This is a genomic window from Sphingobium sp. JS3065, from assembly GCF_026427355.1.
Taxonomy (GTDB): Bacteria; Pseudomonadota; Alphaproteobacteria; order Sphingomonadales; family Sphingomonadaceae; genus Sphingobium.
The window spans coordinates 129343-144060 of record NZ_CP102665.1; the positions used below are offsets into that span (position 1 = coordinate 129343).

General features: G+C 57.4%; 12 protein-coding genes and 2 pseudogenes. 5 read left to right on the forward strand and 9 right to left on the reverse strand.

Translation table 11 applies throughout. From position 1 onward, the window contains the following. Positions 1-89 precede the first annotated feature (89 nt). Positions 90-929: an alpha/beta fold hydrolase gene (locus NUH86_RS18075; RefSeq protein ID WP_267252708.1), complete on the reverse strand. Its 840-nt coding sequence runs from the start codon at positions 927-929 to the stop codon at positions 90-92. A 253-nt stretch (positions 930-1182) separates the two neighbouring features. Between NUH86_RS18075 and NUH86_RS18080 the strand changes: the two genes are divergently transcribed. Next, entirely contained in the window at positions 1183-1821 is a 639-nt protein-coding gene (locus NUH86_RS18080; protein WP_267252709.1) for a TetR/AcrR family transcriptional regulator, read from the forward strand. A 480-nt stretch (positions 1822-2301) separates the two neighbouring features. Here the strand turns inward: NUH86_RS18080 and NUH86_RS18085 are convergent, their stop codons facing one another. After that, positions 2302-3435 (reverse strand): aromatic ring-hydroxylating oxygenase subunit alpha, encoded by a 1134-nt coding sequence (locus NUH86_RS18085; protein ID WP_267252710.1) that lies wholly within the window; start codon positions 3433-3435, stop codon positions 2302-2304. A gap of 453 nt (positions 3436-3888) precedes the next feature. Between NUH86_RS18085 and NUH86_RS18090 the strand changes: the two genes are divergently transcribed. Further along, entirely contained in the window at positions 3889-6105 is a 2217-nt protein-coding gene (locus NUH86_RS18090; protein WP_267252711.1) for a TonB-dependent receptor, read from the forward strand. A gap of 223 nt (positions 6106-6328) precedes the next feature. Then, positions 6329-7480, forward strand: coding sequence for an acyl-CoA dehydrogenase family protein (locus NUH86_RS18095; RefSeq protein WP_267252712.1), 1152 nt, complete (start codon positions 6329-6331; stop codon positions 7478-7480). Here NUH86_RS18095 and NUH86_RS18100 read toward each other — a convergent pair. Beyond that, positions 7477-8084 (reverse strand): annotated as a pseudogene (locus tag NUH86_RS18100) (substrate-binding domain-containing protein); the annotation flags it as partial. The gene NUH86_RS18095 and the pseudogene NUH86_RS18100 sit on opposite strands and share 4 nt — an antisense overlap. Between NUH86_RS18100 and NUH86_RS18105 the strand changes: the two are divergent. Further along, positions 8084-8287: pseudogene (locus NUH86_RS18105) on the forward strand (transposase); the annotation flags it as partial. The pseudogenes NUH86_RS18100 and NUH86_RS18105 overlap by 1 nt on opposite strands. Positions 8288-8319: 32 nt before the next feature. After that, on the forward strand, positions 8320-8478 hold the full coding sequence (locus NUH86_RS18110) for a hypothetical protein (protein ID WP_267252713.1): 159 nt from the start codon (positions 8320-8322) through the stop codon (positions 8476-8478). An 85-nt stretch (positions 8479-8563) separates the two neighbouring features. Here the strand turns inward: NUH86_RS18110 and NUH86_RS18115 are convergent, their stop codons facing one another. The 6 genes from NUH86_RS18115 to NUH86_RS18140 form a co-directional block, all read right to left on the reverse strand. Beyond that, the gene (locus tag NUH86_RS18115; protein ID WP_267252714.1) at positions 8564-9379 is read right to left on the reverse strand and encodes an FAS1-like dehydratase domain-containing protein; all 816 of its coding nucleotides are present in this window, start codon (positions 9377-9379) and stop codon (positions 8564-8566) included. After that, on the reverse strand, positions 9376-9702 hold the full coding sequence (locus NUH86_RS18120) for a hypothetical protein (protein WP_267252715.1): 327 nt from the start codon (positions 9700-9702) through the stop codon (positions 9376-9378). The genes NUH86_RS18115 and NUH86_RS18120 overlap by 4 nt, the downstream gene beginning before the upstream one ends. Positions 9703-9712: 10 nt before the next feature. Continuing rightward, positions 9713-10900, reverse strand: coding sequence for an acyl-CoA dehydrogenase family protein (locus NUH86_RS18125; RefSeq protein ID WP_267252716.1), 1188 nt, complete (start codon positions 10898-10900; stop codon positions 9713-9715). Between the two features lie 12 nt (positions 10901-10912). Beyond that, positions 10913-12046: an acyl-CoA dehydrogenase family protein gene (locus NUH86_RS18130; RefSeq protein ID WP_267252717.1), complete on the reverse strand. Its 1134-nt coding sequence runs from the start codon at positions 12044-12046 to the stop codon at positions 10913-10915. Between the two features lie 100 nt (positions 12047-12146). Then, entirely contained in the window at positions 12147-13262 is a 1116-nt protein-coding gene (locus NUH86_RS18135; RefSeq protein WP_267252718.1) for an oxidoreductase family protein, read from the reverse strand. Between the two features lie 354 nt (positions 13263-13616). Continuing rightward, a complete protein-coding gene (locus NUH86_RS18140; RefSeq protein ID WP_267252719.1) occupies positions 13617-14582 on the reverse strand; it encodes a helix-turn-helix domain-containing protein in 966 nt (321 codons plus the stop codon). Between the last annotated feature and the right edge of the window lie 136 nt (positions 14583-14718).

Sequence of the window (14718 nt, forward strand, 5' to 3'; positions counted from 1 at the left end):
CAGAGGAAGGCAGGGCTTTTTGCTGCGACGTGCGGAAGCCAGAAGAGGTCAGTGCCGTCGGTCATCCGTCGGCGCTGAACATCTGTTTGTCAGGCGGCAACCCTCGACAAGAAATCCAGTATCACCTCATTCACTTCGTCGGGACGCTCGATGTGCGGGCAATGGCCGGTTCCATGCACGACGTGCAGTTCGGAGGTGGGGATTTTATCCGCAAGTTCCCTTTCCCAGCCCGGAAGACGAAGTCTATCTTCGTCGCCGGCAATGATCAGGGTGGGCATATTGAGGTTCTCATAGGGTGTGTCATCCGCGCGACCGAAAAACTCCCGAACTGGAACCGTCGGATTTTTGAAGCGGGCTGCCGCGATGGTTTCCCAGGCGCCGGGCCGGAGGCTCAATTCCACCCTTCGCCGTAGATATTCGGGGTCCTCGCTCCACTTGGGATCATTGAACATCGCCCGCAGCATCGATTTCATGCTCTCCGTCGTGCCGTCATAACTCATCATCGCGCGGCGATGTTCGTTATCAGGATTGAACCCGCCACCCGCGATCAAGGTCAATGAACTTATGCGATAAGCGCCTGGATCGCTGGCAACCGTCCGGGAGAAGAGGCCCGCACCCATCGAGTTGCCGATGACGTGGCTTTCTTCCAGTTCCATGATTTGCATGAAACGACGCATATGCGTCATCATTCGTGCCTGCCCACCGCCGAAATCATATAATTTGTCTGTCTCGCCATAGCCAAGCCAGTCGGGCGCAATCACTCTGTAATGCTCCGCGAGCCGGGAAAGCGTGAATTCCCAGCTTAGCTCCGCACAAGCCCCGAACTCACCGCTATGCAGCAAGAGTACCGGCAGCCCTCTGCCCTCATCGAAATAATGTGTGCGGATACCGTCGATGTGCACAAATTTGCTGCTAAAGGTCACTGCCATCTCCCAACTATTCTTCATCACCATATGTCAGCTATGGTGGCAGATTGAGGTACCGTCGAAGGAGGCGCGCCCCTGATGGTATTGGGACCGATAGCCCGACGTGGCCCTGCTGCACAAGAATATTGTGCATGGATAGAACTATGTTCACCATATGGCACAAAATTTTTCGCATATGGTGACGGGGGGTGCGGGCTGGGCCAGGGCAAGCCACCCGCTTCTTGTCAAGAGAATATGTACTTGATAGTACGCCCGAATGTCTGAACCGAATGTACGCGCTGGCCGACGAGAACAACTTCGTCTTGAACGGCGGCAAAACATCGTTGATGCGGCATCCAAATCCTTCCTGGAAAACGGCTATGCCGGCACCTCGATGTCCGGGCTTTTGAACACGATAGGCGGCTCGAAGGCCACGCTCTGGAGCTATTTTCGGTCCAAGGAAGAGTTGTTCGCGGCCATATTGGAACCTGCAATTTCATCGATGCGGGTGGATGTAAGCCATACTCTCGATTCACGCGATTCGCTCGAAGCGGGCGTGGCTGACTTTTGCCGCCGTTTCATGCAGGCGAATGAACCGCCTGAGGCGCTCGGGTTATGGCGACTGATCGCGGCGGAGAGCGGCCGCTTCCCGGAGGTGGGACGGATTTTCCGCGAGCATGTGGTGTCTGTCACGGAGGACGAACTGGCAACCTACTTCAAACGCGGCGTCGAAAGCGGCATCCTGCGCGAGGAAGACTGCCACAGCATGGCGCGGGTCTTGCTCTCACTGTGCATCAGCCGCCTTGACCGGAAGCTTTGGAGTGACCCCACCGCCGGGCCGCTACTTTCGGTTGAGGCTGAGGCGGACTGGGTCACCTCCATCTTCCTGCGCGCTTTTGCCACACAGAATGATTGAGACTGGCGTTTCAGCTACCTGATCGCGCCATGCGGCTCTGTGCCCAAAAATAATGCGTCAAACCTCCGGTCTCAGGAGCCAGCAGATGCGCACGCGGTATGGATGGTCCGGCATCGGGCGAGCCGCCGAGATTAAGGTCATTCCGACGTGGCGCAGTTGATTGGACGGAGCGGTTCACCGGTTACCGGTTGATTATCGCTCCACAAATATGCCCATGGCGTCGAACCGTCCTGCTAGACATTATCGCGTGATTGCTCTGCAAATCGGGGGTTGCCAAGGAAGGGGTGGAGAAATTCGACATGGCTGAGGATGATGGCTGCGGTCCCGGCGAATGCCGAGCTTGAACGAAATTGCGCTCGCCGGGCCATTGGTTCGCAACCAATCCACCGCAGCCATAACCCATTCAGAAGATTTGCGACCTCAACCGAGTGCGGACGCCGACTGGAGTCATGCCTCCCGCACCGCGGCCGACCTCATGCGCTAAGCATCGGCAAGGTTCATCCTCCTGAGATAGTCATTCATCACATCGTAGATGCTCTTTTCCAGTGGCACCATGGGGCCAGCGCAATGATTTTTGGATAGGGTGGCGGCCTGAAGAGACTCAACCGCCTCATTGTCTTCAGTAGCTATATCATGCACATATTTGATATGCGCTTTAACGTCCTCATGGAAGTTTGGAAGCTTGGTAACTTCTTCCGGGAACAGTAGATAGGCAGTCAATTCTGACTTATCTACCGAAATGGGCCAAATTGTGATGATCAAAACCTGGTCAATGCGTTCAAATAAATGCATGTTGGGTGGGATACGACAGGACATAGCATAATCTTCCTCATACCCTTCCATCCACGGCAGTCGCGGGAAGCGGCTCTTGCCATCGGGCGTCAGCGGCAGTCCCTTATGCTTGGCTTCGATCCATCCAGAAGCTGAAACGATATTGTCAGGATTGATCTCAAAATGCTTGCCAAGAGTGTCCAAGTGTAAAACCTGGACATGATAAAAATCCAGAAGGTTTTCGACGCTAAACTTCCAATTGCATCCCTGGGGGATAAATTCCTTCGCACCTATGCGGCACCGGTCCAAATGAAGATGGCCAAAGCGCTTTTCCAATGATGCAGCGAATTCCTCGAAAGGGGGCGGTGACTTTGCGAAGTTGACGAAGATATTGCCACCCCAAATTCCTAGAGGGATGGTGGGAAGGCGGCAGTTGCCACGGTCAAATCCGGCATTCCGCGACGCGGTAGGAGCGCCAAGCAGCGTGCCGTCGAGCCGATACGTCCATCCATGATAGGGGCATGTGAAGAGTTTGGCGTTCCCGGTTCCAAACGCGACCTCTACGCCGCGGTGTCGACAAACATTTGCAAATGCGCCCAGGACACCATCCTTATCGCGGGTAAGCAATACCGGTTCATTAAAGATTCGGATGGCCTTGTAATCACCGGGATTTAAAAGCTCTTCCTCCCGGCCAACCATCAGCCATTCAGAAAGAAATATCTTTTCCTGTTCTTCCTTGAAATGTTCCGGGCTGCTGTAAATCCCCGCAGGAGCGTGCCAGGCCTGTTCGAATGACCGTTGCACGGGGCCGATATCGCCGACGGAAGGCGCCAAATCTGTCATATTTCTCTCTCCCAATTTGAGCTGCCGCTTCGCCACTGCCTCAGTGCTCGGACTCGCTCACTGTACCCATGGGTACACTTAATGTGGTCGCAGGCTGTTTTAATCTTGTCAATCGGAAATGCATTTGGCGTCGCAGCGTGACTGTCGAGCCGAACAGCGCGTCAGCCACAGGTAAGAAATTCCTCTTGGTCAACGGCAGAGGGCAGCAGATAGCGGGCCTATTAAGGCTTCCTCTCAATGGGGCGGCTTCCGACGACGGTTCGATCGGACTTACGTCCAGAGAATGGGATATTCAGCCCCTGGGGCATGCTCGTTTCAGGAGTCTCGACCCGCCGAAACTATTCGAGCGTGAGCTTCCGATGCCGCACTTGACACGCAATCACCATGAGTCCATATACTCGAACAGGTTTTCATAAGAGAAATCAGCATAAGTTTGAAGGGGTGAGGTTTGTCATGATAGCTATCAAATATCTGGGTCTGCTGGCATCGGGCGTTGCATTGACGGCGCTGCTGCCGGGAACTGCGCTGGCGCAACAGGCTGATACGCCAGGCGCTGGTGGGGCCGCGACTGCACAAGGCGGTGGTCTTGAAGATATCATCGTCACGGCGCAGCGTCGGTCCGAATCCGCGCAGACGGTTCCGATCGCCGTGGCCGCGTTTACCGCAGAGGGGCTGTCCGCTTCGCGTACCTTGTCGTCGGATGACTTGCCGAGCCTGGTCTCAGGCCTGACGATTGCGCCCAACGGCCCGCGTACTCCGCTTTATCTGCGCGGCGTCGGCAATAATAATGCGGCTGCCTCGCCAGCCGTGTTGACGTTCGTCGATGGCGTCTACATGCCGTTCAACATCGGTGCGCAAGGGTTCAACGACATTGCGTCCATGGAGATCGCGAAGGGGCCGCAAGGCACGCTCTTCGGTCGTAACGCTACCGGCGGCGTGATCCAGATCACGACGAAAGATCCGACATCGACCCCGTCGGCCGATATCGAACTGGGCTATGGGAACTATGAGACGGTCTCGGCAAAGGCCTATGTCGCAACGGGCTTGACCTCGAACTTGCGCGTCGGTGTTTCCGGTTTCTATGACAACCAGATGAATGGCTGGGGCAAGAACGATTTCAACGGGTCCGAAATCTTCCGCAGCAAGAAATATGGCGGGCGCGTCAAGTTTGTCCTTGACGTCTCAGAGGTTACGACGATCAAGTTGGCTGCGGACTATAGCTATGGTTTTGGACATCCCGGCTCGGTCATTACCCCGATCGCCGGTCAAGACTATGTGTACAACGCCATCACCGGAACGAAGCAGTTTCTGGATGACTATCATATCAACGCGGATTACCAGCCCTACTTCACATCTAAGGAGGGCGGCGCCAGCCTCACCGTGAATTCGGCGATCGGCGATCTGAATCTGCTGAGCATCACTTCCTGGCGGAAGAACAAGAATTACCTCAAGATCGATTATGACGGAACGCCGATCAGTTCCCTGAATATCGATCGTTATGCTGAAGACGAAGCGTTCACGCAGGAATTCCAGATCAGCTCACCGTCGACCGGGCCATTCAAGTGGGTCGCCGGACTTTTCTACTTCCGCGAACGCCCGAAGGTGAACCCGTTCACCTTCTCCGGGCCAAGCCTGCCGTTCGTGTTTCCCTTTGTGCCGGCAGGCAGCGAGACGTTGAATTCCTCGGCGTTCGACAAGGTCGACGCCTATGCAGGCTATGGACAGGCGTCGCTGGAGGTGCTTCCTGGCACCACGCTGACTCTCGGCGCCCGCTACACCATCGAAAAGCGCAAGCAAAGCGGCTTCAACGACGTGGATGGCGCCGTGCTCAGCGCCGGTGGGCAGTCCAGGACATTCAAGAAGCCGACCTTCCGGGCGTCGATCGATCATAAATTTTCGCCTGATCTGATGATATATGCTTCGTTCAATCGCGGTTTCAATTCGGGCTGGTTCAACACCCTGGCTCTTGGCGGTTTCTCTGCTACTGCCAATCCGGTTATCCTTCCCGAAACCATCGACGCCTATGAAGTCGGTTTTAAAAGTCAGTTGTTCGACCGGAAGCTGCGCGTGAACGTGTCGGCATTCCAATATGACTATACGAATCTGCAGCAGCAGTTCTTCGAATTTGGGGGACTGGTGACGAAAAACGCAGCGGCAGCCAGGATTCGCGGCGTTGATATTGATATACAGGCACGGCCGGTGCAAAATCTCGATCTGTCCGTTTCGGCAGAATTTCTCGATCCCAAGTTCACCGACTTCCCGAACGCGCCCTTTTATACATTGCTGCCCAGCGGGGAAATGCGGGCGGGTGTGGGGGATGCCAGCGGATTCTCGACGCCGCAGGCGCCGCATTTCAGTCTGAATGCAAGCGCCACCTACTCGCTGGAGACGGGCATCGGTACTTTCCAATCGACGGCTTCGGTGAATTACCGGGGTACGACTTATGCCGACACCGTTGAACAATTTCCGCTCAAGAAGCGCACCCTTGTCAATCTGACGGAGCGCTGGGAGTCCACGGATGGTCAGTTGTCCGCATCTCTGTGGGTGAGAAACCTCTTGGATGAGCGATATGATGAAGCGGCCAACCTTCTGGCTCCCGTCGGTCCGGCCGCGTCGGTAGGGGCGCCGCGCACTTACGGCATTACGCTGGGCTATAAATTCGGTAGTTAAGTTGCATAGCGGGCGGATCATGACAGTGATCCGCCCGCCATTTTTACTGAGCGGGCGAATTATTGGCAGATGGCGTAAATTTCCTCGGTCGTAATACCCGTCCGTGATCCTGTATAAGTCTGCGCCTGTCCGGCGGGTGCAGATGTTCGAACAGCGCAATGTTCACGTCTATTTTATAGTTGCAAAGCCTTCAGCTTATGCAGGACGCAGCAAGAGGTCCGTAATGTCTTATTTCTTGACCGAAGAGCAGGAAGCAATCCGCGATGTCGCTCGGCGTTTTACTGAAAAGGAGGTAAAGCCGCGCGCGCTGGAGATCGATGGACCCAATGGTCATGAGGTCATTCGCGACCTGGGAAAGAAGATGGGCGATCTCGGCTTCTTCAGGCTTTCGATGCCTGAAAGCGACGGAGGAATGGCTGCGGCCAAGACGACCGTCCTCCTGGTCTATGAAGAGCTTGCGAAGGAAAGCGCTGCGCTCGCCATCCATCTCGTACTCAACGGCGCCTTTTCCAGCGTGCTGCTCGGCCTGCCCCCAGCCAAGGAAAAATGGTTCGAAAAGGTGATGTCCGGCGATGCTTCCATGTCGGCATCGGGCACTGATCCGCGCGGTGCCGCAAACTACAGCGAATGGAGCGATCTTGCCGTCAAGGAAGGGGATCACTTCATTCTGAACGGTGCGAAAAGCTATTGCTCAGGCGCGCCCTACGCCGATCTCATCGTGGTCTTCGGCCTGTATCAGGGAAACATGTGGGCGTTCCCTATAGAATGCGGGACCGTCGGTTTTACGGTTGCCGAAGACAGGAAGATGGGCCTTGGAACGACGTTCGGCGCTCTAACATTGACGGATGTCAGGGTGCCTGTTTCGCACTGCCTGGAAGTGCCCGACTGGGTCAAGGACCGTAAACTGGTCGGGCCCACGGGGAAATCCGCTTACACCGTGCTGGACATTTCAGCCATGGCCCTGGGAATCGCGGAAGGTGTCTTCGAAAAGACGCTCGAATATGCGCGTGAACGCACGAACGCGGGTAGCCCGATCCTGTCGCTGGGCGCCATTCAGGTCAAGTTCGCGAAGATGAAGGCGCAGATCGAAGCCGTCCGCAATATGCTCTATAATGCGGTGCGCCTACTCGACGAAGGACGCGTGGATAAGATGCTGAACCATATGGTCAAACCCCTGGCCACCGAAATGGCCGTGGATGTCGCGCGCGATTGTATGCAGATTTACGGCGGTAGCGGCTATTGCATCGAGACCGGTATAGAACGCTATTTGCGCGACGCCATGGGCCTGACCATCGGCGAAGGCTCCAACGACATGCATTGGTCTACCGTTTCCGCCATGATGGATATGCCAGGTGCACGACCTGGCTCATTCTAACGGTATCGCCGCGTGAAAGGTTCGGTTGAGTATCGGCGCGGCGATCGTGTCCGAGCTCGGCACCGATCTGGAACATTTGATGGCGTATGCGGACGCGGCGCATCTCTGCGCCACACACCCGCGAAGTGAAGGTTCCGCCGATGTGATCCGGTATCACGAGACGGACCAAGGTGCCATCGACAAGGTCGGGCTCGATCATCGGCAGTGGCATGTTGCCCCACCCAATTCCCTCGCGCAGTAGCGCATGCTTGGCGCCTAAATCGGCGAGGCGCCAGGTCTTGGGACTCATCACCGAATAATCCTGCCCCTCGGTGAAGCGGGAGCGATCTGTCAGCACTTATTGGGTATGTTCGCGTCCGGCGCCGGGAGGGATGCGTTCTATCTGGCCAAGCGGATGGTCGGGTGCGGCGACCGGCACCATCGGGACCGAACCGGCGGCAATGCACTCGACGCCCTCGATGCCGGCTGCCAATGGCCCCGAGATCCCGATAGCCGCGCCCCGATCCAGCACCAAGGCCGTGATCGCGCCCAATGCCTCGACATGCAGGCGAAGCTGGACCGTCGGAAACTCCGTCGCGAAATTGCGGAGGACCTTCCCCAGCCGGCGCACGACTGCTGTTCCTGCCGCCCTACTCCCCCGACCTCAATCCGATCGAGCAGGTCTTCGCCAAGCTCAAGCTGCTCCTGTGAAAAGCCGCCGAACGATCCGTCGAGGCGGCGTGGCAGCGTATCGGAACCCTCCTCGACGCCTTCCCACCGCACGAATGCGCCAACTATCTCAGAAACTCCGGATACGCTTCAACCTAAATGAAAACGAGCCTAGTGGGATGAAATGGGTGATGACATTGGCAGGCGCTGCGAGCCCGTTGCTGGAAGGGCGGGGCGAGGTATCGCTGGAAGCAGGAGACCATCTTCTCATCCCCTTCGGCGTGGCGCATCTGGCGACCTACACCGCCGTTCCCACCATCTGGCTGGCGGTTCATATTGGTGAGGATTGATGCATGGACAGGATGTCTCGCGGGATTCTTTCGTCGTTCGGCCGCCTCGGTCTCGCGAACGGAAGATCCCGGTCGGGCCTGTCGATTAGTGAGAATGCCCTGCGAATTCGAATTTCGCTCGCAGCCGCAAGTCGCCTATCTTGCCCATTACGAAAGCGCTACCGGCATCGCTGTCGAAGCCGAAGCAGACAGTTTCGCCCTCTCGTGTTGGCGCTACCATTCTGTAGCGGAAGCGAGAAATGGGTCGCTCGTTCTCGATCTCCCCGGCAAGGCTTGTCGCAAGTAACGGCGCATGAACGATCAGGCGCTCGTCTTTCATGACATTGCGGCAATAATCTCTGTCGAAGTGGATGCGATGACTGTTCAGTGTCAGCGCCGAATATCGCTGTAACGCAACGTCATCGAACCTCTCAGTCAGAACAATGTCTCCCGGCGGTGGATCAATTGGCTGGCGGTCATGCAGTGTAATATCCGTGTAAACCAGATCCTGATCCTCAATGAGAATGGATTCACCTTCTCTGTGGTAATCATGTCTGATTGTCACAAACCATAATGTTCCGATGGATCCCTGTTTAGAATCTACTTTCGTGACACGGGAGTGCCGGATGATCCTGTCACCGACCATGATGGGTTGCAGGAATTGGATATCGCCGCCCGCCCACATGCGATTTTGCGCGGGGAGACGCGGAATGAAGGTGCCCAATTGTTCATGGCCATCCGGGCCGAGCTTGCTTCTGCGGATAGGGGAGATGCAGAACAGCCAGTGCCAAAGGGCCGGTAACGCTTCGCCCTGTTCCGGCGGGTTCCGATCCAGCAGGGCAGAAAGATGGTCCAGTCGGAGTTGATCGATCTGGTCGGATGAAATCTGAATATGGGTAGGGCCTTCCATGATGGTCTTCATTGCCTTGATGTTGCCGGGGTGACCGACGCAAGAATGACGCGAAACCGGAGCAGCATCCACAAGCAATAGGTCATGCTCCCCAGGACGAGCGCAGCAATGAAGAACAGGCTCACGCTAAGCCATAATCGGCGTTCCACAAGTTGCACGAGGACGGACAATAGGAGGAAGCTCGCCACGACGTCCGCAAGGACGAACCGTCCCCAGGGCATCGATAAAAGCGACAAGGTTTCCTTTACGATGTCGCCCGTGGCGAAGCCCAGCGCACACATGGTGATGAGCGCCAGCGCCGTGACGGCGATGAGGCCATGACAGGCTTTCCCCATAATTCCTCCCTTAACGAACGCGTGGCAAGCCAAGTCCTGTCTGCGCCACGATATCCCGCATCACTTCGTTGGCGCCCACACCGATCCGGTTGATCGGCGCTCTGCGGTACAGGATTTCTGTCCCACCGCGCATCGGCGCGCCGCTTTCTTCATGGCGCAGTAATCCGGGAAGGCCAAGCAACTGCATACCGAAATCGGCGATCCGTGTCCGCAGCTCGGAAGTGTGGATCTTGAGCCCCAGTGCCTGAGCATCGATATTCTCTCCCGCATCCTTGCGGCAGGCGATGTCCCAGCCCATCATTTCCGCCAGTTCCAGGTCGACGAGGAAATCGACCAGCGCCTCGCGAACGTCGGATCGGTTCGAAAGCTTCTCGCCCTCATGCGCCGTGTCCCGGCAATATTCCACCAGCTCGTCCAGAATGAGCCGCAGGGACGGCGCCAGTCCCAGAAAGCTGCGTTCACCCATGACCGCGTTCATCACGATCGACCATCCCTGCCCTTCTTCGCCGATCAGGCATTCGCCAGGCACGCGAACGTCTGCGAAGAACACGTCGTTGAAGACATGGTCGCCCCAGCTGTCAACGCGCTGAATTGCGACGCCCGGGGCATCCAGCGGCACGATGAACACGGAAAGGCCTTTGTGTCGGCCTCCGGCTTCGCCGGTACGCGCTAGAAGCCAGACATGGGTGGCGATGTGTCCTCGGCTATTCCAGCATTTCATGCCGTTGATCACCCAGCCGTCGCCGTCCCGCTGGGCCCGCGTGCGCAGGTTTGCAAGATCGGTTCCCGCTTCGGGTTCGGAATAGCCGATGGACAGTATCACACGTCCATTGACAACGTCGTCCAGCCATCGATCCTTGTTGGCCTTCGTGCCAAGCTTGGCAAGCGCAGGGACCAGCGACGTCACGGTGGCTCGCATGAAGCGCGGTGCGTTCGCATAGTCGATTTCGCTGATCAGCAGCATCTTGTCGATGGCCGGCATCTGTTTGCCGCCATATTCGGCAGGCAGGTCGGGTATTTGCCATCCTCGCTCGACCATGGCGGCATCGAAGGAGAGCACGTCGTCATCCCAGACTTCCTCGCCGATCGATTCACCTTCGTGAAGCAGACGGCACAGCCGTTCGGGGAGGCGTTCGGTCAGGAAGCGTCGAACATCGGCGCGCAGCCGCTGTTCCTTCTCGTTCAGGGAAAAGTCCATCGCTGTCTCGCCTCAAAATGCCAATTGCTTCAGCAGGGCCTGGCGGTGATAGTGCCGGGAACCGAAAGTGGCGTCCGTCACCTTGGCGCGTTCCGACCAGAGATACAGGCCGGTTTCGCGTGCATAACCCATCGATCCCCATAGCTGATGGGCGGAGATGGTGGCATCGGTGTAGAGCTTTCCGACGGCCAGCTTGGCCAAGGGGAGCGCACGGCTGACATCCTGTCCCTTCGCCTTCATCGACAGCGCCCGCAGGGCGGCTACCCGCGCTCCGGCGAGGGTGATGAAGATGTTCGCCAGCATATGCTGGGGCGCCTGATTGGCGCCGACGGGCTTCCCGAACACGATACGCTCCTTGACATATTCCGTCGTGCGGTCGAGCACTGCCTGGATACCGCCGATCATTTCCATGATCTGAAGACAGGCGGCCGATTCCTGGATGTCGGCAAATGCGGAAAGGGTGATAGCGATTGCGTCCTGCCCGCCCAGCAGCGCATCCTCGCCCAGTTCGACATCCTTCAGTGACAGTTCGTAGAATTTCTCTCCGCCGAAGGTGGACTGGAGGCGCGGCTGCAACTTGTCCTGCGGGACGGCGAATACGCCCCAGCCGGGATTTTCCCATGCATCGCGGATCGCGCAGACAATCAGGACGGTCTGACTGATCCCTGCGAAGGGAACAAAATATTTGTGCCCCGACAGGGACCATCCGGTCGACGTCCGGCGCGCCGCCGTATGCCATAGGGCGGGCGTGTCAGAGGCATGTGGCTCGGCACTGGCGACGCAGGCCAGGCTGCTGCCATCGAGCAGGGGCGGCAACAACGCGCTGGCCTGTTCGCGGGTGGCGAGGCAGTCGATCAGAAGGGCTGCGTGGACAGACGCATAAAAGCTTGCCGGAAGTAGGCGATAGCCCGCAGCCCGGTAGACCAGCCCCAGTTCGACAAGCCCCATTCCGCCGCCGCCAAATTCAGCGGGTGACGAAAATCCGATCCAGCCGGCGGAGGCCAGCATCCTGTGAAGGCGATCGTCATGGCCGCTGCCGTCTGGGCCCAGCGTCCTGATCGCTTCGCTGATCGGCCATTCCTGTTCAAGCACCTTCGCGCAATGCTGTTCAAGCGCCAGATCGTCGTTGCTGAGAAGTGTATCCATATTCCGTCTCTGCCATCACCGCTTTTTTCCGTGATACTCACCCCATCGGTAAACCCATGCTTGAGATGGACCTTCTGACATGCGCCGCCGTGACAGGGTGTCAGCGATGGCCGAGCAGGCGCATGGTGTCATGATCGACCATGGCGGCGTGATATCGTTCCGCGAAAGCGGCTAGCGTTTCGGCCGGCTGCATGTCCGACGGCGTCAGGAACCAGGACACATATCCATGGATGATGTCGCGGCGATAGGCGAGCCAGGCATCGTCCCGGTCGGGAGCCGCAACGCCGTGTCGGCTCAGTTCGACCAGATAATGTTGCAGCAGGTCGCGTTCCGCGCTGCGCCGGTCTTCGACAGTGAGCGCTCCGACAAGGAAATAGGCTACGTCATGCGCCCAATGACCGGTATGGACGACCTGCCAGTCCAGGAACCGGGGCGCGCCGTCCTGAGTGAAATAGATGTTCCCCAGATGAAGATCGCCATGCACGATGCATCTGCCCGATCCCTGGAGCCGCCAAAGCTGTTCAAGGGATTCGGTCACCTTTTCCCGGTCCGCGAGGATGCCGCCGGGCCTTGTGTGCTTGTTTCTTGCGAACTGGGCAGACCAGTGATCGTCAAGGAGCCAGCGCTTCAGGACGACCCTCAGGGAATCCTTCCAGTCGAATTTAGATAACTGCCGCTCGTCATCCCACCAGCGTGCGTGCAGCGCCGCCAGCAAGGTCAGCGCCGCACTCGCCTGGTCGAGGTTGATCGGCCGCGACGCATCGCCAAAACTGCATTGCGAAGCTTCCAGGTCCTCCATCAGTATCAGCGCCTGATGGCTCGTGCTGTCGATTCCCTCGAAATAGGTGCGGGGGAGCGCGATGGGCATGTCTCGGCCGAGTTGCCCATAGAACAGGGCTTCAGCGCGATAGGCGGCCCATACCCGCTTGCGCATGGCGGCGTCGAAGCCCCCCTTGAGAAGCATATGGCGTGGGAGGGGCAGCCCGGGCGGCAAGGCCGAATATTCGAGTGCCAGCGACAGCTTGGTCGCCGTGCCCCAATTGATCCTAGGTATCGTGACCGATGACACGACGACCCCGGGATGGCGCATGCCGAGAATTCTGGTCAGCCATGCGGCATCCACTTCCTCCACGGCGGTCGGCAGGTCGTTTAAGCGCAATTCAGGCGCGGCGACATGTTCGACAGCCAGCCCGGGATGTGAAGTTCTGCTGTCCATGGCGTTCCGAAACTCCATCTGGGAAACATGCAAGGTTGCGCCCGTCCGCCCCGTCGCCATGCCGCTCGCAAAAAAAGGAGGGGCCTGTCATGGCGTAGCACCATCGTGCCGGCCGGAATGATGCAGACCGTCACGGTGACTGGCAACAAAGGAATCGTGCTGCCAGACGATCAATACGGGCAAAGCACGCGCACATGGGTGTTGCTCGCATCGATCGGCGGATTTGCGATGTTGTCGGGCGTCGAAGTCAGAGCATCGTGGGCAAAAGTGTGTGCCGGTTTTGCACAAAAACGATCCGACAACAAAGAACTGGAGCGCGCGTCTTGCGTCCGATTTAACGCAGCATGCTCCAGGTTAGTGGGTGAGCTTTCCGAAGCTTTCCCGCTCGATCTGTATCTTCAATTCCCTTGGCGGCATCCCGAACCGGGCCTTGAACGCGCGGGAAAAGTGGCTGGGGCTGCTGAAGCCGCTGTCCAGCGCAATCTGAATGATGCTCTTGCAATTGCGCGCGTCACGGCCCGCAAGTACGAGATCTTCATGGGCGCGTGCAAGACGCCGCTCCCAGATCCATTTTTCGATTCGCGTACCAAGCAATCCGAAGCGCTCATCCAGATAGCGGCGACTGACATTTTGTGCCTCGGCTACGCGTTCCGCTGTCAGCCAGCTTTCTGCAAGATTGTTTTCGATAAAGGCCATTGCGCGTCGCATGCGCACACATGGTTCGGTGACGCCTCTGGCTTCGCGGAACGGCGAAGTCATGTGCGAAAGCGTCAACAGGGAATTCAACAAGGTGCCATATTCGTCCGGTCGGATCGAAGCGGCATTGTCCCAGATCTGCTGGATCATCTTGAAGAATATGTCATTGAAATTCTCGTCGACATTCGCCTTGAACAAGATGATCTTGTAAAAGTCGGATCGGATGAAGTTGGAATTCGGCATGCGTAAGAACAACTGCCTGAATTCGTCCGGATATGTCATCGTCAGCCGATTGGCTGCATCGAAAAAGGCGAACTCTCCCTCGTGTAGTTCAACCGTGCGATCATTTTGTGAGAGTGTGAGCACGCCGTTGAGGTTGATGACCACCATCGGTGCAAATCTTTTGCTGCAAGGCGTCGGCCGGATGATCTCCTGCGCTTGCGAATGGAGATAGTAGAGTTCAGCGCCGCCCAGTTCAAAAGACAGGAATTCCCCACCCATATCGTGGCACAGCGAGCGCTGTTGAATGCCGGAAACGGCATCGCACAAGCCATTCTGCCAACGCATCGATGCTTCAGGATCCAGTGATGGATCAGGCACCCGCGCCAAGACATTCACGCCCATTCCCTACTCCTCGATCTTTTATATTTGCCGGGAGGATATGGTGGTTTCGCATTCTGTCAACATGTCTGATGGAGATCGAGGAAGGGCCATGTGCGGCTTCCAGATCGGGACAGAAAGTTGCGATACTTCAGTAAAA